At 64.1% G+C, this 26,990-nt stretch carries 19 protein-coding genes; 15 read left to right on the top strand and 4 right to left on the bottom strand.

Going from position 1 to position 26,990, the window contains the following annotated elements:
- Position 1: 1 nt before the first annotated feature.
- The 11 genes from DWV00_RS26660 (at position 2) to DWV00_RS35000 (ending at position 14,181) form a co-directional block, all read left to right on the top strand.
- Positions 2–976, top strand: coding sequence for a substrate-binding periplasmic protein (locus DWV00_RS26660; RefSeq protein ID WP_115536623.1), 975 nt, complete (start codon positions 2–4; stop codon positions 974–976).
- Positions 977–1,014: 38 nt separating this feature from the next.
- A complete protein-coding gene (locus tag DWV00_RS26665; RefSeq protein WP_115536624.1) occupies positions 1,015–2,292 on the top strand; it encodes a dicarboxylate/amino acid:cation symporter in 1,278 nt (425 codons plus the stop codon).
- Positions 2,293–2,300: 8 nt separating this feature from the next.
- The gene (gene cuyB / locus DWV00_RS26670; RefSeq protein ID WP_115536625.1) at positions 2,301–3,011 is read left to right on the top strand and encodes a cysteate racemase; all 711 of its coding nucleotides are present in this window, start codon (positions 2,301–2,303) and stop codon (positions 3,009–3,011) included.
- Positions 3,008–4,429: a dicarboxylate/amino acid:cation symporter gene (locus DWV00_RS26675; RefSeq protein WP_115536626.1), complete on the top strand. Its 1,422-nt coding sequence runs from the start codon at positions 3,008–3,010 to the stop codon at positions 4,427–4,429. Before cuyB ends, DWV00_RS26675 begins: the two co-directional genes overlap by 4 nt.
- Positions 4,426–5,007: a hypothetical protein gene (locus DWV00_RS34725; protein WP_245965053.1), complete on the top strand. Its 582-nt coding sequence runs from the start codon at positions 4,426–4,428 to the stop codon at positions 5,005–5,007. The genes DWV00_RS26675 and DWV00_RS34725 overlap by 4 nt, the downstream gene beginning before the upstream one ends.
- Before the next feature lie 81 nt (positions 5,008–5,088).
- A complete protein-coding gene (gene tssK / locus DWV00_RS26685; RefSeq protein ID WP_115536699.1) occupies positions 5,089–6,420 on the top strand; it encodes a type VI secretion system baseplate subunit TssK in 1,332 nt (443 codons plus the stop codon).
- 14 nt (positions 6,421–6,434) lie between these two features.
- Positions 6,435–7,193 carry a DotU family type IV/VI secretion system protein gene (locus tag DWV00_RS26690; RefSeq protein ID WP_115536700.1) on the top strand — a complete coding sequence of 253 codons (759 nt, stop codon included), beginning with the start codon at positions 6,435–6,437 and terminating at the stop codon, positions 7,191–7,193.
- Positions 7,194–7,230: 37 nt separating this feature from the next.
- Positions 7,231–11,376, top strand: a complete 4,146-nt coding sequence (locus DWV00_RS26695) for a type VI secretion protein IcmF/TssM N-terminal domain-containing protein (protein WP_115536627.1) — start codon at positions 7,231–7,233, stop codon at positions 11,374–11,376.
- On the top strand, positions 11,373–12,482 hold the full coding sequence (tssA, locus tag DWV00_RS26700; RefSeq protein WP_115536628.1) for a type VI secretion system protein TssA: 1,110 nt from the start codon (positions 11,373–11,375) through the stop codon (positions 12,480–12,482). The genes DWV00_RS26695 and tssA overlap by 4 nt, the downstream gene beginning before the upstream one ends.
- A gap of 150 nt (positions 12,483–12,632) precedes the next feature.
- Entirely contained in the window at positions 12,633–13,292 is a 660-nt protein-coding gene (locus DWV00_RS33805; RefSeq protein ID WP_147297988.1) for a hypothetical protein, read from the top strand.
- A gap of 73 nt (positions 13,293–13,365) precedes the next feature.
- The gene (locus DWV00_RS35000; RefSeq protein WP_342767011.1) at positions 13,366–14,181 is read left to right on the top strand and encodes a DUF2846 domain-containing protein; all 816 of its coding nucleotides are present in this window, start codon (positions 13,366–13,368) and stop codon (positions 14,179–14,181) included.
- Between the two features lie 13 nt (positions 14,182–14,194).
- Here DWV00_RS35000 and DWV00_RS26710 read toward each other — a convergent pair whose 3' ends face one another.
- The gene (locus DWV00_RS26710) at positions 14,195–17,776 is read right to left on the bottom strand and encodes an indolepyruvate ferredoxin oxidoreductase family protein (RefSeq protein ID WP_115536630.1); all 3,582 of its coding nucleotides are present in this window, start codon (positions 17,774–17,776) and stop codon (positions 14,195–14,197) included.
- A 100-nt stretch (positions 17,777–17,876) separates the two neighbouring features.
- Here DWV00_RS26710 and DWV00_RS26715 point away from each other — a divergent pair, with 100 nt between their 5' ends.
- Entirely contained in the window at positions 17,877–18,782 is a 906-nt protein-coding gene (locus tag DWV00_RS26715; RefSeq protein ID WP_115536631.1) for a LysR family transcriptional regulator, read from the top strand.
- Between the two features lie 51 nt (positions 18,783–18,833).
- Here the strand turns inward: DWV00_RS26715 and DWV00_RS26720 are convergent, their stop codons facing one another.
- Both DWV00_RS26720 and DWV00_RS26725 read right to left on the bottom strand, forming a co-directional pair.
- Positions 18,834–20,285, bottom strand: coding sequence for an MFS transporter (locus DWV00_RS26720; protein ID WP_115536632.1), 1,452 nt, complete (start codon positions 20,283–20,285; stop codon positions 18,834–18,836).
- 82 nt (positions 20,286–20,367) lie between these two features.
- A complete protein-coding gene (locus DWV00_RS26725) occupies positions 20,368–22,344 on the bottom strand; it encodes an aconitase family protein (RefSeq protein ID WP_115536633.1) in 1,977 nt (658 codons plus the stop codon).
- 144 nt (positions 22,345–22,488) lie between these two features.
- On the opposite strand from DWV00_RS26725, the gene DWV00_RS35120 reads away from it, so the two are divergent.
- Complete coding sequence (locus DWV00_RS35120) at positions 22,489–22,653, top strand: type II toxin-antitoxin system CcdA family antitoxin (protein ID WP_115536634.1); 165 nt, start codon at positions 22,489–22,491, stop codon at positions 22,651–22,653.
- Positions 22,654–22,853: 200 nt separating this feature from the next.
- On the opposite strand, the gene DWV00_RS26735 is transcribed toward DWV00_RS35120, so the two are convergent.
- Positions 22,854–23,858, bottom strand: coding sequence for a LysR family transcriptional regulator (locus DWV00_RS26735; protein WP_115536635.1), 1,005 nt, complete (start codon positions 23,856–23,858; stop codon positions 22,854–22,856).
- Between the two features lie 400 nt (positions 23,859–24,258).
- On the opposite strand from DWV00_RS26735, the gene DWV00_RS26740 reads away from it, so the two are divergent.
- Positions 24,259–25,638 (top strand): MFS transporter, encoded by a 1,380-nt coding sequence (locus DWV00_RS26740; protein WP_115536636.1) that lies wholly within the window; start codon positions 24,259–24,261, stop codon positions 25,636–25,638.
- Positions 25,639–25,679: 41 nt separating this feature from the next.
- Complete coding sequence (locus tag DWV00_RS26745; protein WP_115536637.1) at positions 25,680–26,987, top strand: NAD(P)/FAD-dependent oxidoreductase; 1,308 nt, start codon at positions 25,680–25,682, stop codon at positions 26,985–26,987.
- Positions 26,988–26,990 lie beyond the last annotated feature (3 nt).

Genomic DNA, 26,990 nt, shown 5'->3' on the forward strand with positions numbered 1-26,990 from the left:
TATGCCTACGCTTCACACTTCGGGTCACACCTCGCACAGGCGGCATGTCGCGGCGCGTTCGCTGCGCGGATTGGCCGGCCGCATCGCCGCCGCCGCGCTCGCGATGAGCTTCGGGCTTTTCGGTGCGGCGAGCGCCGCGCACGCTGCCGGCAAGCCGGCACCCGCGCCGGCCGTTGCGTCGCCGGCCAGCGCCCCGCCAGCGGTCACGCCGACCGGCCTCGTGCGTATGCCCGACGGACGCTTGCTCGCCCCCGAGTTCGCGCGCATCGTGAACCGGGGCGAATTGGTGGTGGCGATGCTGGGCGTCGATCAGCCGCCGTTCTTCGAAACGCGCAACGGCCGCCTGCAAGGCGTCGACGTCGACCTCGCCGACGAACTGGCGGCGAAGCTCGGCGTCAAGGTGCGCTTCGATCGCGATGCGAAGACGTTCGACGACGTCGTCAGCCTGCTCGCGAACGGCGAGGCCGACCTGGCGATCAGCAAGCTGTCGCGCACCTTGGCACGCGCCGAGATCATCAGCTTCAGCACGCCGTATGTCCGCCTGCATCGCGCGCTGCTGCTCAACCGGATCAACTTTGCCCAGGTCGCTCACGGCCGTCCCGCGCCGGAGGTGATCCGTTCGTACGACAGCACGATCGGCGTGGTGATGAACTCGTCTTACTCGCAATACGTGCAGACCAACTTCCCGAATGCGAAGGTCAAGGCGTATCCGAGCTGGGACGCGCTGCTCGCCGGGCTCGACAAGGGCGAGGTGACGGCCGCGTATCGCGACGAATTCGAAGTCAAGCATGTGCTCAAGAGCGATCCCACGGCGTCGCTGAAGCTGCGCGTCGTGACGCTGGACGATCTGGACGATCCGATCGCGATCGGCGTCAATGTGTCCACGCCCGCGCTGCTCTCGTTCGTCAATCAGTTCCTGGCGGAACGCAGCAACAAGCTCGATGTGAAGACATTGCTTCAAGCAACCGATAACTAAAACATGAAAGACCGAGGGCGCATTTCGGAGACCGGACGATGAATACGAAAAAGCTTTATGCCATTGCTGTGAACCCGTGGGTGGTGATCGGCAGCCTCGCGCTCGGCAGCGCCTTCGGCTTATTGCTGCCCATGATGGCGGCAAAGCTCGATGTGATCGGCGACCTCTACGTGAACTTGCTGAAGATGACGACCTTGCCGTTCATGGTGTCGGCCGTGATCTTCAGCCTGCAGCGTCTGTTTCGCGACGGCGGGACGTCGCGGCTGATCGTACGGGTGGTGGCGGTGATCCTCGGTGCCTCGGCCACGGTCGCGATCGTGGGCGCCATCGTGCTCTTGACGATGCGGCCCGGCGCCAACATCTCGACCGCGACGATGCATACGTTCGGCGCGATGGTCGGCAGCGACGGCTCGGGTTCGAACGAGACCGTGATGAGCCTGTACGGGACGGACACCGTGCCGAAGACGGTCGGGTTGACCGACATGCTGAAAAGCATGGTGCCGAGCAATATTTTCGCGGCCCTCGCAAGCGGCGACGCGCTCAAGGCGCTCGTGTTCGCGCTGCTGTTCGGCCTCGCCGTCGGCCGCGTGCCGGAGCGCATCTCCGTGGGGCTGAGCCAGGCGCTGGAGACGGTCTACCACGCGTGCCAGAAGCTGATGCACTGGCTCAGCTATCCGCTGCCGCTGATTCTGTTCTGCATGAGCGCGGCGCAGTTGGGCAAGTCCGGGGTAGGGCCGCTGCATGCGATGCTGCAGTTCGTCATCGCATTCTTCGTCGTCGCGGTGCTGCTGCTCGTGCTCGCCGCCACGATCATCTGGAAGCGCTCGGCGAATTCGCTGGCCAGCACGCTCGATGCCCTGCGCGCTCCGTTCGCGCTGGCGCTCGCCACGCGCAACAGCGCCGCCTGCATGCCGAGCATGATCGAAAGCCTCGTCGACCGCCTCGGCTTCGCCCGCTCGCGCGTCGAACTGATGGTGCCGCTCACGGTGTCGCTGCTGCGCGTGGGGCCGATGGTCTACTACGTCTGCGCGACCCTGTTCATCGCGCAGCTCTACGGCCGGCACCTCGGCGTGGTCGAGGTCAGCACGGTGCTGCTGGCCTCCGTTCTCGCGGGCTTCGCCTCGGCCGGCATGACCGGCCTCGTGACGGTGTCGCTGATCGGCATGACCTGCGTCTATCTGAGCCTGCCCTTCGAAGCGGCGTTCATTCTGTTTCTCGCGGTCGATCCGCTGTGCGACATGCTGCGCACGCTGATCCTCGTCATCGGCAATACGGCTGCCGTGTCGGTCATTTGCCCCCGGCCGCTGAAGCTCTAGGACCCGCCATGGCACTGATAGGCATCCTCGGCGGCATGGGCCCGCTGGCCACCGTCGATTTCATGGAGCGGCTGATCGCGTTGACGAGTTCGGCCGGGGCGTCGCGCGACCAACAACATTTGCCGATGCTGGTCGTGCATCTGCCGCATATTCCCGATCGTTCCGAAGCGTTGCTCGGCAACGGCGAAAGCCCGTTGCCGGCGCTGCTGCACGGCATCGGCATGCTGAACCGCAACGAAGTGGAGCTGATCGTCATTCCGTGCAACTCGGCGCATCACTGGTACGACGAGATGCGCGCCGAGAGCCGCGCGCCGATCATCCACATCGCCGAGGCGAGCGTGGCGGCGCTGCCCGCCGGCGTGCGGCGCGTGGCCGTGCTGGCGACGGGCGGCACGCTGCATTCCGGGCTCTACCAGCGGATGCTCGCCGCGCGCGGGTTCGAATCCGTCGAGCCCGACGCCGCCACGCAGCACCATATCGACGCCTGCATTACCGACGTCAAGGCGGGCAAGATCGGCGCATCGACGGAGCATCTTGCGCTCGCCCTCGATTGGTTCGCCCGTCAGGGCGCGCAGGTCGCGGTCCTCGGCTGCACCGAGCTGCCGCTCGCCGCGCAGCAGATGAGCGCCCCGCCGATCCCGACCATCGACAGCACGCTCGAGCTCGCGCGCGCGACGGTGTCCTACGCGCTCGCGCACGGCTGGAACCGGCCCCTATGAACAAGCTCAGACAACTGCCCAATTCCGCGCTCGTCCTGCTGCTGTGCGTGTTGTTGGGCAGCGTCGCGGGTGCGTTCGCCGAGCCGGTCGGCGAGGCGGCCTATGCCGTCGGGCAGGTTTATATCTCGATCGTCAATATGGCGGCGGTGCCGTTGCTCGTGGTGGCGATGTTCTTCGGGCTGCGCCAGCTGATGGGCCTGCCGCGCCCCGGCATGCGCATCGGCACGATGCTGATGCTCGCGATTGCGCTCGTCTTGCTGTGCGGCTTCGCCGGCACGGTGGCCGGCGTAGCGGCGGCGCCGGGACAGCACATCTCCGGTGCCGCGCATGCGCAGCTCGGCCGGCTGATCCTCGGCAGCAGCGGCGACGCGGGCGAGTTGAAGATGGCCTTGTTCGCGCAAGGCGCGCAAGGGGCGGCCGATCACCTTTTCGCGCTCGCCGACGTCGTGCCCGACAACTTCTACAGCGCGCTCGCGAGCGGCCGCGCGCTGGGCATCCTCACGTGCACGATCTTCTTCGGCATGGCGTTCGCCGCGCTGTCGGGCGAACAGACGAGGGTGCTCAACGGGATCTTCGAAAGCATCTATCGCACGCTCGAAGCGCTGATCGACTATGCGAACCTGCTGCTGCCGGTGCTCGTGTTCGGCACGGCGGCCCACTTGGTCGCGCACACGCCGAAAGAGATTCTTTCGGCGATGAGCGGTTTCATCTCGGTCTTCCTAATTTCGGCGGCCGTCTTGTCGTGCATCGCGCTGACGGCGATCGCCGCACGGACGGGCGTCTCGTTCGGCCGCGCCGTCGCATGTCTGCGCGCGCCCATGCTGGTCGGCTTCACGGCCGGCACGGCGACGGCCGCGATTCCGCATACGATCGAAGCGATGAGCGCGAAGCTCGGCTTGAGCCGCGGCGTGGCGGAACTGGTCGTGCCGTTCGGCGCGGTATTCTTGCGCGCCGGCTCGGCATTGTATTTCGCGTTAGTTGCGTCGTTCGTCGCTAACTTGTACGGTCACTCGCTTGGTTTCGGCGATTGTGTGATGATCGCCGTCGCCGCCTCGGTTGCCGCCTTCGCGTCGGCCGGCCGCAACGGCATCAGCGGCATCGCCGCCGCGGGGATCGCTTTGTCGGTGCTGCGGCTGCCCGTCGAGGCCGCCTTGGTGCTGTTCGTTGCGATCGATTTGATTTGCGACGGGCCTCGCAATCTGCTGAGCCTGCTCGCCACGTGCACGGTCGTGGCCCTGGCGTCGGCGGGCTTGCAGGCCGACCGGGCCGCCGCGCCGTTGCAGCAGAAGGCACCATACGGCGATTCGGTGATGGTGCGCCTCGCTTTTACGCGGGCGCAGCTTGCCGTGGTGGCGGGCTGTGCGCTCGTGGCGGCTTCTTTGATCGTAGTGATGGGTATAGGAGTGGGGGCAAGATGACGGACTGGCGACGCTCTGCGGGACAGCCTCTGCACGTGCATGGCGGCACACCGCGCGATGCGGATGCGTGCGCGCACGAGACGAGGTGCGCGGCGCGCGGCGAGACGGCGCGCATCCGGCGCTGGGCCGCGTCGTGCGCGGCCGTGCTGTGCTTTGCGGGTCTCGCCGGATGCTCGGTGCTGTTTCCGTCGGGCGAGAAAGTGAAGTGGGACGAGATGACGCTCGCGGCGAGCGACCAGGCGAACAACGACAGCCCCATCGCGGTCGACGTCGTGTTCGTGACGGACAAGACCCTGCTTGCCCGCGTCGCCGAGCTGCCCGCTTCGAAATGGTTCACCGTGCGCGGCGATCTCGCCGCCACGTTCCCCGATTCGCTTCACTATCAGAGCTGGGAGCTCGTGCCCGGCCAGCGGCTCGTGGTGCCGGGAGACAAGCTGCGCGGGCCTCGCGTGGCAGGCGTCTTCGTGTTCGCGGACTACCCGGGGCCGGGTGCCTATCGTGTGCGGGTCGAGCGCTTCAACGGCCGGCTCGTCGTGCAGCTCGGCGACAACGCATTTTCCGTTTCGAGTGTGAAATGACAGAACTTGGCAGTGCTTTCGATTCCCGATGCTCCGCACCGCCGTGCGGCCGGGCCATTCCCCGCAGCGCGAGGTGCCGTCATGCCTGATCGGCTCGTTCCCGTCGTTGACCGCGTCGAGTGGTTCGAGGGCATGCTGCTCGCGCCGCAGCACTTTCAGCTGCTCGGCGCGCGCGTCGATTCGCTCGTCGCCTGGCAGACGTTGGCAGCCGCTCCGTTCAGCTGGGGCGTGCGCCGCCTCGTGTTCGACGAAGGCTTGCTGGCAGCGGGCATCGTGCGCGTGCTCGCGCTCGAGGCGATCATGCCGGACGGCACGGCAGTGTCCTATGCCGCCGAGCTCGCTCAGCTCGGCCGCCTCGAATGCTCGCTCGCCCCGTTCGCGGAACGGCTCGCCACCGAGACGCTGCCGATTTATCTCACGCTGCCCGTCGCCGCGTCGATGCGCGGCGAGGCCGAAATGCGCCGGTTTCGTTCGGTGGCGGGAGACCCAGTCGAAGACGACACATCGGGTGCGCCGACGGCCGATATCCCGCGCCTCGTGCCCAATCTCGCGCTCGAGGCGGGCGACGTGCCGTCCGGCCGCTTCGTCTCGCTGTGCCTCGGCACCGTGTACAAGGACAACGAGATGGTCAAGCTGGGCGAGCGGCAGCCGCCGCTGCTCGAAGTCTCGCGCGACAATCCGTTGTGGACGGCGGTCGCCGCGTTGCTCGGCCAGGTCCGCGGCAAGGCGGCGTTCGTCGCGCGCCAGACCGCCATTCCTTCGTCGAAAGCCGACGATCGCTTGACGCAGCTCGAGCTGAAGGACCGATTGCGCAGCCTGCTTGCGGCGCTGCCGCTCGCGGAAGCCATCTTGCGCACGCCGCATCTGCATCCGCTCGCGCTCTATCATGCGCTCGCCGCGCTGCACGGCTCGCTCTCGATGCTCGCGCCCGGCGGCTTGCCGCCCGTGCCGCCCGACTACGACCACGCCGATCCGCTTGCCGTTTTCACGCCGCTGATCGCTTCGCTGCGCGAGGCGATCGCCGAGGTTAGCGAGGGCTACCGCGAACGCAAGTTCCACTTCGGCAACGACATGTTCGACATCGTCTTGCAGGCGCCGTGGGTGGAAGGACGGCTCGTGCTGGGCCTGCGCGGCCAATCCGATCGCGATCTGCTGGCTTGGATGGACGGCGCGGTGATCGGTTCCGAATCGGCCTACGCGTCGCTGCGCAACCGGCGCGTGCTCGGCGCTTCGCGCCGCGCGGTGGAGTATGCCGAGGAACTCGGCATCCGCTCGGGTTCGGGCTACCTGCTGTTCGAGGTCGAGGCCGATCCCGCGCTCGTACGCGCCGGCGAGGCATTTGTCATCAGCAATCCGAACGAAGGGGCGAGCGCGCAGCGGCCCCAGGAAATGCTGTTGTTCACGAAAGACTGACGGTGGACACCAAGATGGCACGCACCCGTATTGAAACCGAAGAGAACGACCTCGCGATGGAGCAGTTTCGCGCGTTCCTCGACGAGCTCGTCAAGGCACAGCGCCGTTTCTCCGAAGCGGCCGAGACCGACGCGGAGCAGGCCGCTCAGGGCATGTCGCGGCATCTGCTGAATGTGCTCGAAATTCAGACGCTGCAGTCGCGCCGCGACAGCACGCGCTTCGACATCGAGAACGTGGCCGACGCGCGCTACCTCAAAGCCGTCATCGCCGACGAATTGCTGCTCAACACGCAGTGGGCGGGGCGCGAGCGCTGGACTGCCTACTTGCTCGAATCGGCGCTCTTTCGCACCAACATCGCCGGCGATCTCGTCTTCAAGAAGATCGAGGAATTGCTGTCGGACCGCGAGCCGTCGCGCCGCGATATCGCGCGGCTGTACTTGTTCGCGCTCGCGATGGGCTTTCAGGGGCGCTTCCGCGGCGCGGGCGAGGCGGCCGATGCGCGCCTGCGCAGCTATCGCGAAGAACTCTACGAATTCATCTATCAGCGCCGCGCCGATTTGGGCGGGCGCGATCGCGTGGTGGCCGAGTCCGCCTATACGAACACCCTGTCCCACATCGCGCCGCGCAAGCTGCCGACGGTCAGCCGATGGAGCGTGATGGCATTGCTCGTGGTCGTGGCGCTGCTCGCCGTCTCGGAGATTTTGTGGCTGTGGCAATCGTGGCCGGTGCGCCAGGCGCTGCATGGCGACACGGTCGTGGGAGTGAGCTCATGAACGCCATCCATCGTTCGACCCATGCGGGGGCGGCGCTATGTTGACGAGCAACCTGTTCCTCTTGTCGGTCGCCGTTCTGATCCTCGTTGTGCTCGTCGTGCTCGGCGCGGTGCTCTGGATCGCGGCGCACAGCGCGCAGAACAAGCCGGCCGCGGAGCGCAAGATCGTTCGGCTCCGTACCGATTCGCTGCGCAATGCCTTTCGCCACGCCGTCGAGTTGATCGAAGGCAACATTGCGTCGCGCGGCGAGCGTTACAACGTTCCCTGGGTCATCGTCCTGAACGAAGGGGACGACCCGCGGCCGCTGCCGATCGCCCAGGCGGGCGTCGCCAGCGTCCTGAGTTCGGAGGCGGCGAATCCGGCTGCGATCCAGGGCATCTCGTGGAACTTCTTCGATCGCGGCGTGGCGATCGACATCAAGGCCGCGTATCTCGGCTCGCCCGACGATGGCAGCGACGAAAAGCCCTGGGACGAATTCCTGAGCCTGTGCCGCAACTACCGGCCGCAGCGGCCGTTCGATTCGGTCGTGGTGACCGTCCCGGCCGCGATGCTGCTCGCCGATCACCCCGATGCGAGGCTCGAGCTGGAACGCCATGCGAAGCAGGCGCACCGCCGGCTATGGCTCGCGCAGAATCGCTTCGCGATGCGGTTCGCGGTTTATGTCGTCGTGACCGGCTGCGAGGATCTGCCCGGCTTCGCCGCGTTCGCGCGGGCGCTGCCCGACCCGTTGCGCGCGAGCATGCTGGGATGGTCGTCGCCGTTCGATCTGTCCACAACCTACCAGTCGAACTGGGTCGATACCGCGATGGCCAGCATGGAGCGCGCCGTGTCCGATGCGAGCGCGGAACTCTTCACGCTCGACACGGGGACGATCGACGTGCAGGGCTGCCTGCTGCTGCCGGCGCGTATCGACGCGATCCGCTCGCAGTTGCAGCTCTATCTCGACGAGTTGATGCGGCCTAGCGCGTACCACGAGCCGTTCTTCTTCCGCGGTATCTATCTGACGGGCGACAGCGGCGAACTCGCGCAGCGCGGCGAAGGCCGGCAGGAAGCGGGCGAGGGCGCGGGGCTCGATTCGCCCGAGGCTTACGATCCGTATGGCGAGCGCGCGGAGCCTCACTTCGCGTCGGAAGGCGATGCCGAGGGAGCGGAGCAGGACGGCAGCCGTGTGCTGAACGACCTCATGCTGCAGCCGGCTTTCTTGCGCGACCTGTTCGAGAAGAAGATCTTCGTCGAATACGGGCTGACGCGGCCGTCGCGTTCGCAGCACCTGACACGGCCCATGATGCACCGGGCGGTGCGTTGGGGCGGCGTTGTCTTGCTGGGCGGTTGGGCGCTGGGCCTGGCGGGCGCGACGTTGGCGCTGAGCCATCGCAATCCGCGGCTCGTGTCCGCATTGAACGAACTGCATGCCGATGCGCAGGAGCGCGATGCGGCGGCACGCGGCGGCGAGTCGCTGCCGTCGGACTGGTACCGCCGCAAGACGCTGGCGCTGATCGGCATGAACGGCCAGCATATCGGCACGCTCTGGACCGTCTTCATGCCTGGTTCGTGGAGCGTGTTCGACGATCTCGACGAACGCGTTCGCGGGCGCTTCGAGCATGAGTTCGGCGAGATCGCGCTGACCGCGCTCGAACGGGAGATGCTGGCGCACGTGAGCAAGATGACGGGCGTGGCGAGCGATCCGAGCACGGGGCAGCTGATCGTCGGCGACGACTGCATGGCACCGACGCTCGGCAGCGACTCGTCGGCCGTGAACAGTTTGGCCGTCGAGGATTTGCCCGCGATGCATGCGATGCAGCGCTACGTGACCTCGGTCGATCAGCTCGATGCGGCGCTGGTGGCCATGCAGCGCTTGCAGCGGCCGTCGCTCGGCAATGAGGAGGCGCTCAGGCTCGTCGTGCGCTATGCGTTCGGCACCGAGTTGCAGGGCAACGTCGCCGGCAGCTTGCGCTACTTTTATCACGATGCCTCGAACCGCGGCGATGCGTATACGGCGGACGGCACGGGCGGTTTGAACTTGTCCGTGATTCAGCAGGCGGTGCGCTGCACGTTCGACAAAGGCGCGCAGCAGCTCGACGCGCAAATGTTCACGGCCAACCCGCTGCTCGCGGCCGAGCGTGCGGTGACTGCCCAGATCGACGCGCTGTCGGTCGGCAGCGTGGGCCTCGGCGACTTCGCGCAGACGAGCGCGAGCTATCGGGCGATCGTCTCCGGCATCGACACGCAGCAAACCCTGCTTGCCGCGGGCAAGGCTGGCTGGATGCATCAGGCGCAGTTCAATCCCGGTCCGGTATGGGAGCGCACGTTCATCCACGCCACCCAGAACCGGCTGCTCGGGGTCGACCTCGTCACGCGTGTACGCGAGCGCTCCGGCACGGGGTTCCAGGTGTTCTCCAGCGAAATGGCGCAGCGTTTCGGCGGCCCGGACGGCGGCGTCGCCTGGGTCGACAAGGACGCGCGCTATGCGGTATCGCCCGCGCGGCTTGCGTTGCGCGACGGCTTGGCGAAGCTGCTGTCGCAGCCGTTCATGGTCGCGCCGCGCAATCTGCCGTTGCCGGCGGTACCCGACGGCTCGACCGTTACGTGGGACCGGACCCAGCTCGACCAGGCGATCGCGCTCGGCGACGAACGCAAGAAATATCTCGCCGATGGTTTGACGACGTTGCCCGATGCGGTGCGCCCGGCCGTGCAGCAGGCGCTCGATGCGCAGTTCGCGCGCCTGATCCTCGACCAAGTGGCGGGGGCAGCCGCGGTATCGCCGGCCGACGGCGATCCGGCGAGCACGTCGTTCGACGCCGCGCGCACCCGGCTCGTGAAGATTCGCGCCGTGCTGGCGGAAATGGGCGCAAACGCGCAGGCGGCCGATTTGGACACGCTCGTCTCGAGCGATGCCATGCAGCATCTGCGGCTAGTCGACAACGCGCTCGCGCAATCGGATCTCTACGCGACGCGCCCGGGGAGCATCGGCTCGGGCAGCGTGAAACCGATCCTCGCGGCCTTCGGCGTCAACGATCCGGCGGCGCTCAACGTCTATCTCCAGCAGCAGTCGCTGCGCGCGCTCGATCTCGGCAAGGAGGCGAAGTCGTATTTGTCGGCGCTCGACGCCGCCGACGCGAACTCGCCGCTGGCGCAGCGCTGGCAGGCGATCGTCGCCGATCTCGACCGCTACCAGCTCAAGAACCCGAACAGCGGCTTGCTGATGCTCGAGCAGTTCCTGCAGACGGTCGCACTCGACCCGAACGCCGGCGCTTGCGTCGACCGCTTCCCGGCGCGTCCGGCCGGCGTGGACGGCGATTACTTCACGGCGCTGCACATGCGGCTGTACGACAGCCTGCTCGCGCGCTGCGGCTCGAGCTACGCGGATACGCTGCGCGGCGAATGGGACGGCTTCGCCTCGGTGTTCAACCAAAGCGTGGCTTGGCGCCGGCCGTTCGGCGGCCCGCTGCAGCCCGTCAAACTGAACGATGCGCAAGCGATGCCGGCCGACTACGGCGAACTCGGCGCGGCGCTCAAGCGCTACGAGCAGGTGGCGTCATCGCTTCGTTCGGCCGGCGGCGCCGCGGGTGCGCGCGCCATTCGAGCGGATGCGGTACGACAGTTCGTTCAGCAGTTCGATCCGGTCGATGCGTTGCTGTCGCCGCTCTATCCGGCGGCCGACGGCACGACGGCGGGCTACGACGTGAACGCCGATTTCCGTGCCGACCGCACGGCGGAGGTAGCCGGCAATCAACTGATCGACTGGACGCTGAAGATCGGCGATCACAGCTTGTCGATGCAAGACGCTCCGCATTCGCTGCATTGGGAGTACGGCATGCCGGTCACGCTCGTGCTGCGCTTTGCGAAGAACTCGCCGTTGGCCGCGAAGAACGATCCGGCGCAGCGCAATTTCACGACGGACGGGACCACGCTGACATGGCAATTCGCCGATCCGTGGGCGCTGATTTCGTTCATCACCGAGCAGCGTGTTGCCGATACGACGGTTCGGGCGAGCGCTAGCGCGTCGCTGTTGAAGTTCGAGTTTCCGCTGGAGACGTCCAGCACGGCCGATGCCGCGCTCGTGGCGAAGTACCCGCGCGGCCGCGTTTTCGTCCGCGTGCGGTTGACCCCGGGCGGCAAGAAGGTTCCGCTTGCCTGGCCGGGCAGCTTTCCGACTCACGCCCCGAACTGGAGTGCATCATGAACCCGTCCGATCTGATCGAAGCCGAATTGAGTTTCGCGGTCGATTTGGAGCGGCTGCTGAGCCCGCTGGCGGAAGGCGACGGCGTTGGCGTGTCGTTGCGCACGGACCCTGTCTGGCTAAAGATACGCGACGCGCAGCGCGAGGACGACCCCTCGCTGCCGATGGGCGAGTGGGAGCGTCCGCTGATCAAGGCCGACTGGCAAGCGGTGGCATCGCTGAGCGCTGAGGCGCTGCGTCTGCGCAGCAAGGATTTCCAGCTGGCCGTATGGGTGTGCGAAGCGTGGACGCGGCTCTATCGCCTCGAAGGCATGATGGCCGGGTTGCAGTTGCTGATTGCGCTCGTCGATCGGTTCTGGGACCGTGCTTACCCGCAACTCGACGGCGATGACATGGAGGCACGCGCCGCGCCGTTCCATTGGATCAGCCGCAAGCTCGAGAGCGTGCTGAAGCTGCATGTCCCTTTGATCGGCCTGCCCGTCGAGCCGGGCTTCATCAATCTCGACGATTGGCAGCGGGTGGTCGCGGCCTCGCTGCAGGAAGACGAGGACGCGCCGGCCACGCATTTGCCGCGCGAGATGCTCGACCGCGAGGCGGCGCAGGGATCGAACCTTGCGTTGCTGCGGCAACTCGAGCGGACCGCCGGCACCGTGCTTTCCGCCATCGAGGAACTGGCGCGCCGGCTCGACGAGCGGTTGGGCGACGATGCGCCGAGCTTTACGCGAACGAAGGCGACGCTGGGCGAGTTGCAGCGCGCGGCGCGCGCGCTGCGCGGCAGTAACGCGCTGGACGACGAGCCGGTGGCCGTGCCCATCGAGCCGGCCGACATTCGAATGACTGAACACGATTCCCCGCAATTGGAGGTCGACATGCAGCCACGAGCGCTACCGGTTACCCTCGACCATATCGTCGATCGCGCGCATGCGTACCGGCTTCTCGAGGACATCGCCCGCTATCTCGCCGAGCAAGAGCCTCACAGCCCGACGCCTTATCTGCTTGCGCGTGCGGTCAGTTGGGGCCGCATGCCGCTGCCGGATCTGATGCGCGATATCGTTAGCCAGGAAGGTGATCTGGGGCGGTATATGACGATGCTCGGCGTGGAGCCGTAGGCTATTGAAATACCTCAACCGACGTCATCCGAGCGCGAGAGGTAAACGTTGAAACAAGGAATCGAACCACGCTGAGAGCGAAGCGAAGCTATCCTGACCGGCAGCTTGGCTATTTGCGAACGGAACTCCTCATTTAAAGGAGCGGGATTTATGGTAATGGATGCGGTGATAGACCAAGCTCAGGCAGCTGACCTGTACACTAGATCAAGACGCGCCGGCTACACGCCAATCAACGGCGTCTATCACTATTCCTGGCATCCAAACAATCGTATCGTCGTTGGCGTGGGGCGCGGCCCTGGTCATCATAGAAACTTCACATGCAACATCAGTAATGCCGTCGGCATCACGCTTGATGAAGGCCCAGGCTTCCTCGAGGTAGGCGGTGCGGGCGGGATCAATCCAGCGACATTACGCAACAGTGTATCCAGCGTGCTCAAGGCACGCTTCAGGACGTTGATCCGGACGGCTAACTTCAATAATATGGGCAGAACGCCCCAACGTGTAACGCTTCAAAATACCAAGATCGTCAACCGATTTAATCGTTCGACGATCATCATCAATTTAGGTGTCAACTCCACTGAGATCGCACCCGGGCAATCTCATACTTTTGTCAATGGATTTCTGACCGGATTTGCCGTGGTGCGTCATCTCGCCGACGGCGATACTTATTACCGCAACCTCGATGTCCGAGAGAATGTCGTGCTGACGAATGGTGAACCATTGAGAATAATGCAAGCCGACCCGTCCACTCCGGCAAAACCGGTAACACTAACCGGCACGGTGTCAGGGGCTATCGAGGTCGAGGTTTGAAGGCACGTTGTTAAAACAAGCTAATAAGAAAGAAGAATACGGGGATACTTGCATGACACGAACCTACAGAGCCTTGGCCGCTGCCGGCAGCTTGCTGCTCCTCGCGGCTTGCGCATCGGGGCCAACCTACCGCGATGTCGCCAAATCGATTCCTACGTTAGACGCGAACCTCGGACGCCTCTATTTCCTCCGCTCCGCGTCGCTACTGGGTGCCGCGATACAGCCGGAGATCCGGCTCAACGACCAAGTCGTAGGACGGTCGACGCCCGGGGGCTTCTTTTACGTCGACGAACCACCAGGAACCTACACCGTCATCACCGCCACCGAGGTCGAACGAAAGATCACCTTCGACCTGGCAGCAGGCCAGACACGCTACGTGCGCACGAAGGTCGGTCTCGGAGTGCTCGTCGGGCATGTGAGTCCATCGCTTGATTGGCCGGAAACCGCAGAGGCGGAAATCCAGGAGCTGCACTATACAGGGAACCCGGTGTCGGCAACGGCTCGGGCCGGACACGCGCAGGCGGCGACAGCCTTGGCGCCCGCTTCAGCGGCTCCGGAGCACAACGTGTCGACACGAGTGACGACGACGCGAGGCATGTCAGTGAGGCTATCGCAGCATGCGAGCTGGAACAAGCGCTGCGGCGCCGAGCAGGCTCCCGACCTGACCTTTATCCGCGAGCCGGCTCATGGGCACGTCGAAGTAAAGGCCGAATCGTTCCAACTCAGCAAGGCCATGACAACAAGAGCCTGGTGCGTCGGCGCAACGGTGCTCGGCAAGGCTGTTTATTACATTCCGGATCCCGATTATCACGGGGACGATCAAATCGACTATCGAATTTCATCGCCGCACCGGACGTACACGCGCTCTGTATCCGTCGAAGTCGACTGACAAAGCTACGCGCTTACGCAGCAACCGCTACGCGCCGCGTTTCGCGATACGTTTGCAGCAGCCGTGCCTTTTTCTGCTCGGTCGCCAATACATTGCGCTCCTTGACGTGCCCGAAGCCGCGAATCTCATCGGGCAGATTGGCGAGTTGCAGTGCAGTCGGAAGCCGATCTTCTTCCAGCGTCGCGCAGAACTCGTCGACAAGCGCCACGTAATCGACGATCAACTGACGTTCGCCTCGGCGCTCCGCGGTCTTTCCGAAAACGTCGAGTGCCGTGCCGCGAAGCCCCTTCATTCGAGCGAGTGTCCGGAAAACCGGCAGCACCCACGGACCGAAGCGCTTCTTCTGCAAATGGCCGTGCTCGTCGCGTTTAGCAAGCAGCGGGGGAGCCAAGTAGAAGTTCAGCTTGTAATCGCGCCCAGGCTCGCCTTCGAACTGCGTGCGCAGCTTTTGCAGATAGCTCGGATCGGCGTAAAGGCGGGCGACTTCGTATTCGTCCTTGTAGGCCATCAGCTTGGCGAGGTTCTGGGCCACGGCCCTCGTGAGCGGAAGGGCGGAATCGCCGCCAACGCGCATTTCCTTCTCGCGGATGCGATCGACGGCTTGACGATAGCGCTGCGCATAAGCCGCGTTCTGATAATTCGTCAGCAATGTCTCGCGCGCCTTGATTAGATCGTCGAGCGATTCGATCTCGGCTACCGCCGGCTTGGCGGCCGGCGCCTTGACGAAAGCCTTGACCGCCGCTTCGCCATGATGGGCGACATACCGTCCCCAATGGAAGGCCTGCCGATTCTTTTCGATTGCGACGCCATTGAGTTCGATCGCACGCAGCAGGCTCGGCAGTTCCAGCGGCAGCCAGCCCTTCTGCCATGCGTAGCCCAGCAGCAGTGGATTGCTGTAGATCGTGTCGCCGAGCAGCGATAGCGCGAGCGCGTTCGCGTCGATGAACGCACAACCCTCGCCGATCGTGTCGCGAAGCTGCGATTCGGTCTGCGTGCCGGGGAAGGTCCAATTCGGATTCTTCACGAAGTCGGCGGTCGGCGTCCCGCCGCTGTTGATCGCGGCCGATGTCACGTCGCGCTGGGTGCGGGAGAGCACATCGTTTGAGGCCGAGACGATCGCATCGCAGCCGATCACGAGCCGCGCTTCGCCTGTAGCGATACGGGTGGCATAGAGTCCTGCCGGCGAGGCCGCGACCTGTACATGGCTCAGCACGGCGCCGCCTTTCTGGGCAAGCCCTGCCATGTCGAGCACGGTCACGCCTTTGCCTTCGAGGTGCGCGGCCATGCCGATCAAGCCGCCGATCGTCACGACGCCAGTGCCGCCGACCCCGGTGACGAGAATGCCGTAGGGGCGCGCCAGCGTGGGCAGCAACGGCGCAGGCAACGCATCGAAGTCGCTCCGGCTTCCGCCAGCGCTCTTCGCGGCCACCGCCGCAGGCTTGCGAAGCTGCGCGCCTTCAGCGGTCACGAAGCTCGGGCAAAAGCCCTTCACGCACGAGAAGTCCTTGTTGCACGAGGACTGATTGATCTTGCGCTTGGTCCCTAGCGGCGTATCGAGCGGCTCGACCGATAGACAGTTCGATTGCACCGAGCAATCGCCGCATCCCTCGCAGACGGCGTCATTGATGAACGCGCGCCGCGCCGGATCGGGGTAGGTGCCGCGCTTGCGGCGACGCCGCTTCTCCGTCGCGCAAGTCTGGTCGTAGATGAGGATGGTGGTACCGGCGATCTCCCGCAGCTCGCGCTGAACGGCGTCGAGCCGGTCTCGGTGATGCACCACGACGCCCGTCGGCAGCACGACGCCCGACGCGTACTTCTCGGGTTCGTCCGTGACGATGACGATGCGCTTCGCACCCTCGGCATGCACCTGGTGCGCGATCTGCGGCACGGTCAGCACGCCGTCGATCGGCTGGCCGCCCGTCATGGCGACCGCATCGTTGTAGAGAATCTTGTAGGTAACGTTCGCGCTCGCCGCGATGGCCGCGCGGATCGCGAGCAGGCCCGAATGGAAGTAGGTGCCGTCGCCCAAATTGACGAACACGTGCTTGTCGCCCGAGAAATGCATCTGCCCGACCCAGGCTACGCCTTCGCCGCCCATCTGGCTGAAGGTCTCGGTCTTGCGGTCCATCCACATCGACATGTAGTGGCAGCCGATGCCGGCCAGCGCGCGCGAGCCTTCGGGCACGTTGGTCGACGTATTGTGCGGGCAGCCCGAGCAGAACCAAGGCTGGCGCTCGACCGTCACGCGCGGCTTCGCCGCCTCGCGTTCCTTCGCTTCGATGATCGCGACGCGTGCGAGCATGCGTGCGCGCACGTCGGCGGGCAGATCCGCGCGAGCGAGACGGCGCGCGATGGCCTTCGCGATCAACGCGGGCGAAAGCTCGTAGTGCGCGGGCAGCAGCCAATCGCCGCGCGGCACGGACCATTCGCCCCCTGAGTTGTCGCGCTCGTCGAACTTGCCGTAGATCTTCGGGCGGACGTCCTCGCGCCAGTTGTACAACTCTTCCTTCAACGCGTATTCGAGGATCTGGCGCTTCTCTTCGACGACGAGAATCTCTTCGAGCCCGGTTGCGAACGCGCGCGCATCTTGAGCGTCCAGCGGCCAAACGCAGCCGACCTTAAACAGACGCAGGCCGATTTGTACGCAGGTTTCGTCATCGAGACCGAGATCGCTGAGGGCTTGGCGCACGTCGAGATAGGCCTTGCCCGCGGTGATGATGCCGAAGCGCGGCTTGTCCGAATCGAGGACGATCTTGTTCAGCTTGTTCGCGCGGACGTAGGCGAGGGCCGCGTACCACTTTTCGTCGAGCAGCCGCGCTTCCTGGGCCAGCGGTGCGTCGGGCCAGCGAATGTTGAGCCCGCCGGCCGGCATCGTGTAGTCGGCCGGCGTGACGATGTCGACTCGGTCCGGGTCGAGATCGATCGAGGCAGTCGATTCGATGACGTCGGTCACGCATTTCATGGCGACCCACAGGCCCGAGTAGCGGCTCATCGCCCACCCGTGCAGCCCATAGTCGAGATATTCCTGCACGTTCGCCGGATAGAGCACCGGGATGCCCGCCGCGATGAGCGCATGCTCCGATTGGTGGGCGACCGAAGACGACTTCGCCGCATGATCGTCGCCGGCCAGCACGAGCACGCCGCCGCGCGCGTCGCTGCCGGCGGAGTTGGCGTGCTTGAACACATCGCCGGTCCGATCCACGCCGGGGCCTTTGCCGTACCACATGCCGAATACGCCGTCACGTGTGGCGCCCGGCCATAGATTGATTTGCTGCGTCCCCCACACGGACGTCGCGGCCAAATCCTCGTTCACGCCCGGCTGAAACACCACATCGTTGGCCTGCAGGTGTTTCTTTGCTTTCCATAGGGCCTGATCGAGTCCGCCAAGGGGCGAGCCGCGATAGCCGGAGATGAAGCCGGCCGTGTTCAGCCCGGCTTTTCGATCGCGTTCTTTTTGCAGCATCGGCAGGCGCACCAAGGCTTGCGTGCCGCTGATATAGACGCGGCCTCGTTCGAGCGTGTATTTGTCGTCGAGCGAGACGGTCGTGGCGGGGGAGGGCGCGGCTAGGTCGGATGCGAGATCGGGCGCTTTCATGGTGGGGTGTCTCCGGCTTTCTCAATATTCCACGCGAGTATAGGAAGCCCGATTGATATCGTAAAATCACAAATAGGCAAACCAGATATCCGAAAAACAGATGTCATTCGATCTCACACTCCGGCAGCTGCGCTACTTCGTGGCGGCCGCGCAAACCGGCCAGTTTTCGATGGCGGCGGCTGATGAGCACGTGTCGCAATCGGCGATCACGAATGCCGTTCTGGCGCTCGAGAGCGGGCTCGGCACGCGCTTGTTCGAACGGCTGCCCCATGGCGTGACGCTGACACCCGACGGGCAGGATTTCTACAATCACGCGCGGCGCGTGCTCGATGCGGCGCGGGATGCCGTGCATAAGCCGCCTTTCCGCTCGCACGATATGCGCGGCATCGCGCGTATCGCCGCTTCCTATACGGTGCTCGGGTATTTCCTACCGGAGCTGCTGGCCCGCTTTCGGGCGACGTATCCGTACATCGAGTTCGACCTGCGCGACATGGATCGCGCTGACATCGAAAGCGCGGTGCTGGAGGGGGAGGTCGAGATCGGCGTGGTGTTGCTGTCGAATCTCGAGCGCTTGAGCCGGTTCGGTAGCCAGGTGCTGATTCGCTCGCGGCGGCAGTTATGGGTGGCGCCGTCGCATCCGCTGGCACAGTTGGATGCGCCCTCGCTGAAGGACATCGCGCCCCATCCGTACATCCTGATCACCGTTGACGAGGCGGAGCAATCGACGCAGCGCTATTGGAAGAAGAAGCGGCTCGAGCCGAACGTCGCGTTTCGCACGAGTTCGATGGAGGCGTTGCGCGGATTGGTGGCGCACGGCTTCGGCGTGACGATCCTGTCGGACATGGTGTTTCGCCCGTGGTCGCTCGAAGGCAAGCGCATCGAGGCGCGGCCGATCTTGGATGCCGTGCCGCAAATGGATGCGGGCATGATTTGGCGCAAGGGCGTGCCGCTGAGCGGACCCGCCACTGCGTTGCAGCAGTTTCTGATCCATGCTTGCGGCACGTGAGAGGGATAACAGCAATCGCCGAGCGCTATCTCCGCGCCCGGCACCGGGCTCTCAGTGCGAAATACTTTCGAGCGATTGACCAAGCGTCTTCGGCCCCATCAAGCCGATTGCGAGCATGACGAGCATCATCGCGCCGGCGATGAAGACGAACACGCCGGTTACGCCGAATCCCTTTAGCGTGAACGCGATGACGAACGAGCTGAAGACGGCCGACAGGCGGCTCCACGAATAGACGAAGCCGACGGCGCGAGCGCGAATCGCGGTCGGATAGAGTTCCTGCTGATAGGTGTGGTACGTGAACGAGATGATGTTCCCGGCCAGCGTCAACGCGACGCCGAGGAAGACAATCGCCAAGACCGACGACACTTGGCTGAACAGCAGCCCTGCGACGATATTCAGTGCGGCCATCCACACGATCACGTGCTTGCGTTCGAATTTATCGGCGATCCAAAAGCCGATCAGCGGCCCGAGCGGCGCGGCGAGGCCGATCACCGTCGTATAGAGCAGGCTGTGCGTCACCGTGATGCCTTGCTTGACGAGCAGCGTCGGCACCCAGTTCGCGAAGCCGTAGAAGCCGACCGTCTGGAAGATGTGAAAGATGATCAACATGATCGTGCGTTGCCGATAGGGGCCTTTCCACATATCGGCGAATCCGGCCTTTCTCGGCACCGGGTCGGGCGCCTCCGGCTGAGGCAGCGGCTTTCCGTACTGGCGTGCGACCTTCTCTTCGAGCTGAGCAAGGACCTGTGAAGCCTCGTCCGTGCGGCCTTGGCCCGCGAGCCAGCGCGGGCTCTCCGGCAGATTGCGCCGGAAGTACCAGATGAAGAGCGCGGCGACGCCGCCGAGCAGCACGACCCATCGCCATCCCGCGAGACCGAACGGTGCCTTGGGGACGAGCAGATAGGAAAGAAACGCCACGACGGGCACGGCCGAGAATCCGATCGTCTGACAGATGGCGAAGGCTCTGCCGCGCAGGCGCTTGGGCGTGAGTTCGGAGATGTAGGTGCCGATGGTGACGAGTTCGACGCCGATGCCCATCCCCGAAATGAAGCGCCAAAGGTTCAGACCGTTCGCCGTGTCTTGGAACGCCATGACCGTGTTGGCCGCGACATACCAGAGCAGGGACCACGTGAAGATCGACCGGCGGCCGAAGCGATCCGCCAGGAATCCGCAGGCGATGGTGCCGAGAAACAGGCCCGCGAACAGCGCGGCGATGAAGCTGGCGACGCCCGAGGTACCGAACAGGCCCGAGGTGGTCGGCGTGAGAATCCCGCTTTTGACGAGGCCCGGTGCGACATAGCCCGTGTAGAGCAGATCGTAGAGTTCAAAGAAGAACCCGAGGCTGAGCAATACGATCAGCTTCCAGATCGCGGGCGTCGCGGGAAGCCGATCGAGGCGTGCCGATATCTCGCCGATCGCGGTCCCGGCTCGCGCCGCGGTATCGGCCGGCGTTGCCGTGCGGCCTCCCGCGCCCAACTGCGACGCACCCTCCATCATGGTCATATTCGTCTCCAATTTGATTGTTCGATCGGGTCGCCGGTCATGGGCCGGGCGCGATCGCGTTTTTGTAGGTGCTGCTCGATGCTCACGCGTACCGGGCTCGCAGCTCGGCGAATGAAGCGATCCTGCCGGCAAGCGCGCTGGCCGCGACAGTCGGCGGGCTGGCCAGCCATACTTGGCCGGGGCCGGAGCGTCCCGGGAAGTTACGGTTGATGGCGCTGATGGTCACTTGATCGGCGTCGACGGATGCGCCCGGTCCGCAATTCGCGCACGCGCCGCATGACGGCTGCAGCAGCGTGGCGCCCACTTGCTCGAAGGCCGCCAGATAGCCTTGCCGCTCGCAGTAATCCCTTACGTCGGACGTGCCGAATTGGAGGTAGAGCTTCACGCCGTCGGGCACACGTAACCCGTGGGCGGCAGCCCATGCGAGCACCTCGTGATAGTGGTCGAAGTCTTCCCGCTTGCCGGCCGTGCACGAACCGCCGTAGGCGATATCGATGCGAGGCCTATCGACGAGCTGGTGCAACGGTATGCCGTTGCCGGGGTCGCCCGGCGCGGCGAGCATCGGCGAGATGGCGGCGCAGTCGATTTCGATGACGTCGGCATAGGTCGCGCCGGGATCGCTGTGCATCCACGGCTCGATGACGAAGTCGATGCCTCGCCGCACCTTGAGGAAGCGGACGGTTTCCGCATCGGGCGCGACGATGCCGCTGAATCCGCCTAACTCGGCCGTCATGTTCGTGAGCGTCGTGCGTTCGTCGGTCGTCAGTTGCGACATCGCCGAGCCGGCGAATTCGAAGATCTTGCCCACGCCCGCGCCTTTCCTGATTCGCGGATCGGCAAGCAGGTGCAGGACCAGGTCCTTCGCCGTTACCCCAGGGGCAACCGCCCCGTTGAAGTTGATCAGCAGCGATTGCGGTACCGTCATCCGCACGGCACCGGTGACGAATGCGTTCGCCATGTCGGTCGTACCGACGCCGAACGCGACGCATCCGAGCGCGCCGCTGTGCGGCGTGTGCGAGTCCGTGCCGACGACGACTTGTCCCGGCAACGCATAGCGTTCGGCCATCATCGCGTGCGAAATGCCTTCGGAGCCTTCGTCGATCGGCGTGTCGGTTGGGCTATCCATTGCAATTTCGCTCAGGTAGCCGTGATTCGTGATGCCGTAGTCGCCCGCGAATTGGCGATGCGCGGCCGAAAGTTCGCGCACGTCGGGCAGCAAGCCGTTCCTCAGATGAAGCTCGCTCTTATGCGAATACGACAGGTGATCCTCGAACGCGAGGATGGTTTCTGGCTCGTGAAGCGACAAAGGTTTGCCGAACGCGGCATGCAGCATATGCGTGGCCATGCCCGTGTAGTACTCGTGGATGAAGCGCCAGTCCGCGCGCACGAAGCGGCCGGTGCCGGGCGTCATCGAATCGCTGGTGCCTTCCGTCTGCAGAACGTGACGTTCAAGGATTTTCTGTGCGAGCGTGCGGGGGGCGTTATCGGGTGCAACCGCGGCGCTGCGCACCTGGCTCATGTATCGCGCGCCATAGCGCAGCAGGCCGCCGCTTCGCAGAATGGAGGCGGCCAAGCTGTCGCGCGAGGCGACGAGTTCGTCGATCTCGATCGGCTCGCCGCGCCGGATGCGCTCGATCAGGCCGAAGTCCGTCGACGTGAACAGGCCGATGTTGTCCGCGTTCTGGCGATAGATGCGTTCGAAACTCTTTGCGATGACGAGCCGGATGCCCGCGCGATATTCCGCCAGCGGGCTGTGCTCCCGCGACGATCCTTTGCCGTAGCGATTGCCCGCTACCGTCACGCAGAACCCACCCGCGCGGATCGCGTCGAGACCGATAGGGTTTCGTCCACCCGTGCGAACGCCGAGATAGGGGACGCGGCCCAGACGATCGTCGAAGCGCGTCAGCACGCTCATCGGCGTGATCTCGTCGGTCGAAACGTCGTCTCTGAGTGCGTCGGGGGAGACGTTCGTCAGATCGACGCCCTCGCATTGCCGTTCGACAAGTTCGGGGTCTCTGCACAGAAACAATATCCGGCCTGCCAATTCCAATTGCGCCATCTGATTTCTCCTTCGATGGAAATCTAGACGGCACCGGCAACGGCCATGAAGTGCTCGATCGGCACATGGGGCATCGCGGATCGCGATGTCGAGGTTAACCCTTGATCCTGTTACCGACGAACCCTTGCCGAAAAATCCGCCGATTTGTCACTGGTCGAAAGTTTGCTGGCCGAAGCCAAAGACCTTGGCCTGAACGTGTCCCAGGCGGCGGAGGCGGGGCTGGCGAAAGCGGTCTCCGACCTTGCCGCGTCGCCATTGCCTCGGTGTCACCGTCCACGAACCTGCAACCGACGATCAGATGGGTGGTAGCAATTGGCCTGCAAACTCCCATCTGCCTTCGCCAACACCGAGCCCTCGCGTTGACAGAGTGGTTCCAGCTAGAAACTACTCTACGATCGAACATGATCGTCTGTACCCGGGATAGCCCGCAATCGATCAACGACAGTGTCGATGGAGTGGGCGTCGCTGGCGAAAGATCCTGCTCGGTTACGCCTGACCGTCATCGGCGATCATCGCCTTGACTCCCGCTGTATGCAGATTTGCTCGACCGTCAGCCCCAGTGCCGCCGCGACATCTTTCGCGACTTGCGACGCATAGCCGATCCTTATCAAGTCATGTATGGAAGACGGCAGATTCCCAAATGCACTTTCGCGAAAGCAGAGGTAATACGAGCGAGTCATCCGCGCATACGGCCGGCCGTCGCCGGAGAAAGCCGACAGGGGAACGATCTGCAGGTCCGGCAGATACTGGCGGGTCTGCCAGATGCACAGCGGTGTACTAAGCGCGAAGCCTATTCCGGCGGCCACCAGGCTCATCATTGGATCGGATGTATCGGACTCGCAGGTGCGTTCGATATTTTCCGAATGCATCTGCAAACCATATTCGATTTCCTGGCCAATAATCGAGCGCGCGGAATACCGGATGAACTGCAAGTTGCGGCTTAGAGCCGTCAGCGTCGTTAGTCGGTCCGTCGGGAATTTCTTCGGCAACACCGCCAGATACGGCTCCGAAAACAGTTGCTGGCGCTGGACGCCTGGCGCGACCGTTCCCCCCGTCGTGACGGCGAAATCAAGTTCGCGCGCTTCCAGTTGCCCTTGCAGCAAGGCCGTACTCCCTGCCCAAAGCCGCACTTGATTGGATGTCGCGGCCAGCGCCTTGATGATGATGGGCCCGATGGTCGCAGCGAAAGAGTCCACACAGCCCAGACGAATCGTACTTCGCTTCGAATGTGCAACGTTTCGCACGCCGGTAAGCATATCGTCGGCGTTCTGCAGCAACTCGGTCGCGTACTCGTAGAGGCGATGGCCCGCGTTAGTGGGTCGCGCCGGCCGCGTCGCACGATCGAGTAGCGTTACGCCCAGGATCGCCTCGAGGGCACTGATGCGATGTGAGACGCCCGCTTGAGTAATGCCCAGTCGCGTCGCAGCTTGCGAGATCGATCCTGATGCGATGATCGCAACCCAACTGACCAGCAGTTCCCACTCTGGATAGCGCTCGAATGAATTGTCTTTCACGGATCTAAAGGTCCCCTTGCGCAAGAATCTTGGAGCAAGGGAAGTACTCTCCTCTAAGACGGTTTGCTGCGAGATCCACTATCGTCCGCTTTCCGGCGATCGTCGCCTCGCGCCCCAAGCGACGACATGAGCTACCGCACGAACCGCCTGGCTCGCAAGCTGAGCGCCGTTTGTATTAAGCATAGATCGTACTTGTGTTCGAGCGGATCGCAAAATTGCGGGCGCACACTGGCTCTCAACTGCACCGGAAAGCCGGGACAAGTCCTCGCGGAAAAGGTCAATTCTTCGGCAGGCGTCCCCAGCCCATCGCGTTCAGTACATCGCCCATGAGCGATTCGCGCCCGATCGAACCAACGTGGAACGGCGGGCAGCACAACGTAGCCTTATCAAAGGACGAGAGATGAGTGAGACAGTGTTCATGGAGGATTTGCCTCTGCGCAAATTCCATTTCCGCGTCGTGTTGGCCGGCGGCGGGGGCCAATTCAGCGACGGCTTCATTCTTGGCATCATCGGCATCGCGGTGAGCATCGCCGCCAAGCCCATGCACCTCGATGCCATGTGGTTGGGGCTCATCGCCGCGGCGGCGCTCGCCGGCATTTTCCTCGGGAGCATCTGTACCGGTCCGTTCGCAGATCGTTTCGGCCGCCGCGGTATCTTCGCCTACGACATGATCGCGTTCGCCGCGATTTCCGCAGCGCAATATTTCGTGACGGCACCGTGGCAGCTTTTGGTCTTCCGCGTGGCCCTCGGCTTCATTCTCGGCGCCGACTATGCCGTCGGAAAATCGCTTGTCGTCGAATACCTGCCGCGCCGCTTCCGAGGCAGTATGACCAGCATGCTCGCCGTTTGCTGGGGCAGCGGCTATGTCTTGTCTTACTACATCGGGTATCTGATCCAAAGCTTCAACCCTGAGGGGTGGCGCCTGATGCTGGCCGTGAGCGGCATTCCCGCGCTGTTGATTCTGCCGCTTCGCCTCGGCATCCCCGAATCGCCGATGTGGCTCCTCAAACGCAAGCGGGAGAAGGACGCCGCGGCGATCGTTCGCGAGACCTTCGGCTCCAATGTGGTCATGGATAACTCTCCGGCGGCACGCGAGACGACCCAGCATACCGGCATGTCGTCACTCTTCTCACGCGGCATGCGCCGAAACACGTTCGTCGGCTGCGTCTTCTTCACGTGCCAGGTCATTCCTTATTTCGCGCTAGGCACGTTTTCGCCGCGGATTTTGCAGGCGCTCCACGTCGGTAACGGCTTCATGGCCGCCATGGTGTACAACGCGTTGCTGATCTGCGGCACGTTGGTCGGGGTCGCCATCATCGATCGCATACCGAGACGCAGCTTCCTTGTCACGGCGTTCTACGCCAGCGCGGCGGCGCTTGCCGCACTCGCCCTGGTCAACGGCAGCGCAGCCTTCACGATTGCCGCCTTCGGTGTCTTCGCCTGCATCCTGTCCGCGTCGACGACGCTCGAGCCTGTCTACACCGCGGAGCTTTTCCCCACGGAACTCCGTGCAACCGGCGCCGGCTTCGTGATCGCATGCAGCCGTATTGGATCTGCATCGGCCACTTTCCTGTTGCCCTTGGCGGTTCAGCACATCGGGATCAAGGCATCTCTGCTGTTTTGCGTCGGAACGCTTGTCGTCGGCGGCGTGATCTGTCAAATGCTCGCGCCCGAAACGAGAAACAAGAAGCTCGCCGAAGTGGCAAACGGAAACGAGGCGGCCACCCGAAGCGACGGTTCCTACTACAACAGCACGTCGTCTGCCCAAGCTTCGGATTAGCAACCGAGCATCACCGCGTACTCAGCCAGCAGTCTATCGCCATGAACGTTACTGAAAACATGTGTCCGGCCTATCACCGGCCGAGTGGTTGGAATGCGCTGCTTCCTGCACGCGCGCCGTCAAGCAAGCTTCCCGATGAACGGAAATTCGACATCGTCATCATCGGGGCGGGGTACACCGGATTGGCCGCTGCACGACGCATCGCACAAGAGCGGCCCGATCAGCAGGTACTCGTCTTGGAAGGCAGCACGATCGGTGAAGGGGCTTCCGGACGCAATTCAGGATTCGTCATTGACATTCCCCACAACATCAAGGTCGGCGACGACTCCGATGGACGCGAAACGGCGTTGCGGCAAATCCGCATTTATGAGGAGGGGCTTTCATGGCTAGAGCAACTGGTACGCGAGAACCGGATCGACTGCGGCTGGAATCCGGTCGGCAAGTTCTATGCGGCGGTGACCGAGGGCGGCGAGCAAAAGCTGAGGGGGATGTTGCCTCAGTATCGCGATTGGGGCATTGCGTATAACGAGTTCGACCGTGACGGGCTCAAGGCCGAACTCGGCACGTCGTATTACCGATACGGCTTTTACTCGTCGCACAACGTATTCGTCCAGCCTGCAGCGCTGATTCGCGGACTGGCCGCCACCCTGCCCGCAAACGTGACCGTGGTCGAGCAAACGCCTGTCACCAGTCTTTCCGAAAGCTCTCCGTTCCGCGTCACGACACCGCGATGTGAATTCACCGCGAACAAAGTCGTAGTGGCGAACAACGGCTTCGCTGCATCGCTGGGCCTGCTCAAGGATCGACTGATGACGATCCATACCTACGCGGCCATGACGCCCAAGCTCCACGAAGAAGAACTCGCGAAGTTGGGCCGCCCCGGCGAATGGGGCGTACTGCCGGGCAAGCGGATCGGATCGACCATCCGCAAGACGGCCGATGGCCGGTTCCTCGTGCGCAGCGCCCAAACGTACGGGCACGAGGATACCGGCGACAGGGTCCTCAAGATCTTGACGGAAAGTTACCGACGCAGATACCCGAACATGGCCTCGCACACGTTCGAGCATTTCTGGTCAGGCGTCGTGGGCTTGACACGAAACGGTGCCAACTTCTTCGGAGAACTGCGCCCGAAGCTCTATGTGTCCGTCGGCTGCAATGGCGTCGGAATACTGAAGGGCTCCATGTTCGGTCGGCTACTAGGCGAACTGGCGCTCGGCGTCGATTCGCAAACCCTGCACGACGTGCTCGCGCTCGAGCGACCGACGTGGTTGCCGCCCGAACCGTTCCGCCGGATCAGCGTCATGTCGGCAATTCGTTATCAGGCTGCGGTTGCGGGCGCGGAGCGGTAAGCC

The organism is Trinickia dinghuensis, assembly GCF_003367175.1.
Classification (GTDB): domain Bacteria; phylum Pseudomonadota; class Gammaproteobacteria; order Burkholderiales; family Burkholderiaceae; genus Trinickia; species Trinickia dinghuensis.

What these genes read in the sequence shown, in the direction of transcription:
- DWV00_RS26660 (WP_115536623.1), top strand. Translation starts at nt 2, where the DNA reads ATGCCTACGCTTCACACTTCGGGTCACACCTCGCACAGGCGGCATGTC.
- DWV00_RS26665 (WP_115536624.1), top strand. Translation starts at nt 1,015, where the DNA reads ATGAATACGAAAAAGCTTTATGCCATTGCTGTGAACCCGTGGGTGGTG.
- cuyB (WP_115536625.1), top strand. Translation starts at nt 2,301, where the DNA reads ATGGCACTGATAGGCATCCTCGGCGGCATGGGCCCGCTGGCCACCGTC.
- DWV00_RS26675 (WP_115536626.1), top strand. Translation starts at nt 3,008, where the DNA reads ATGAACAAGCTCAGACAACTGCCCAATTCCGCGCTCGTCCTGCTGCTG.
- DWV00_RS34725 (WP_245965053.1), top strand. Translation starts at nt 4,426, where the DNA reads ATGACGGACTGGCGACGCTCTGCGGGACAGCCTCTGCACGTGCATGGC.
- tssK (WP_115536699.1), top strand. Translation starts at nt 5,089, where the DNA reads ATGCCTGATCGGCTCGTTCCCGTCGTTGACCGCGTCGAGTGGTTCGAG.
- DWV00_RS26690 (WP_115536700.1), top strand. Translation starts at nt 6,435, where the DNA reads ATGGCACGCACCCGTATTGAAACCGAAGAGAACGACCTCGCGATGGAG.
- DWV00_RS26695 (WP_115536627.1), top strand. Translation starts at nt 7,231, where the DNA reads ATGTTGACGAGCAACCTGTTCCTCTTGTCGGTCGCCGTTCTGATCCTC.
- tssA (WP_115536628.1), top strand. Translation starts at nt 11,373, where the DNA reads ATGAACCCGTCCGATCTGATCGAAGCCGAATTGAGTTTCGCGGTCGAT.
- DWV00_RS33805 (WP_147297988.1), top strand. Translation starts at nt 12,633, where the DNA reads ATGGTAATGGATGCGGTGATAGACCAAGCTCAGGCAGCTGACCTGTAC.
- DWV00_RS26710 (WP_115536630.1), bottom strand. Translation starts at nt 17,776, where the DNA reads ATGAAAGCGCCCGATCTCGCATCCGACCTAGCCGCGCCCTCCCCCGCC.
- DWV00_RS26715 (WP_115536631.1), top strand. Translation starts at nt 17,877, where the DNA reads ATGTCATTCGATCTCACACTCCGGCAGCTGCGCTACTTCGTGGCGGCC.
- DWV00_RS26720 (WP_115536632.1), bottom strand. Translation starts at nt 20,285, where the DNA reads ATGACCATGATGGAGGGTGCGTCGCAGTTGGGCGCGGGAGGCCGCACG.
- DWV00_RS26725 (WP_115536633.1), bottom strand. Translation starts at nt 22,344, where the DNA reads ATGGCGCAATTGGAATTGGCAGGCCGGATATTGTTTCTGTGCAGAGAC.
- DWV00_RS26740 (WP_115536636.1), top strand. Translation starts at nt 24,259, where the DNA reads ATGAGTGAGACAGTGTTCATGGAGGATTTGCCTCTGCGCAAATTCCAT.
- DWV00_RS26745 (WP_115536637.1), top strand. Translation starts at nt 25,680, where the DNA reads ATGAACGTTACTGAAAACATGTGTCCGGCCTATCACCGGCCGAGTGGT.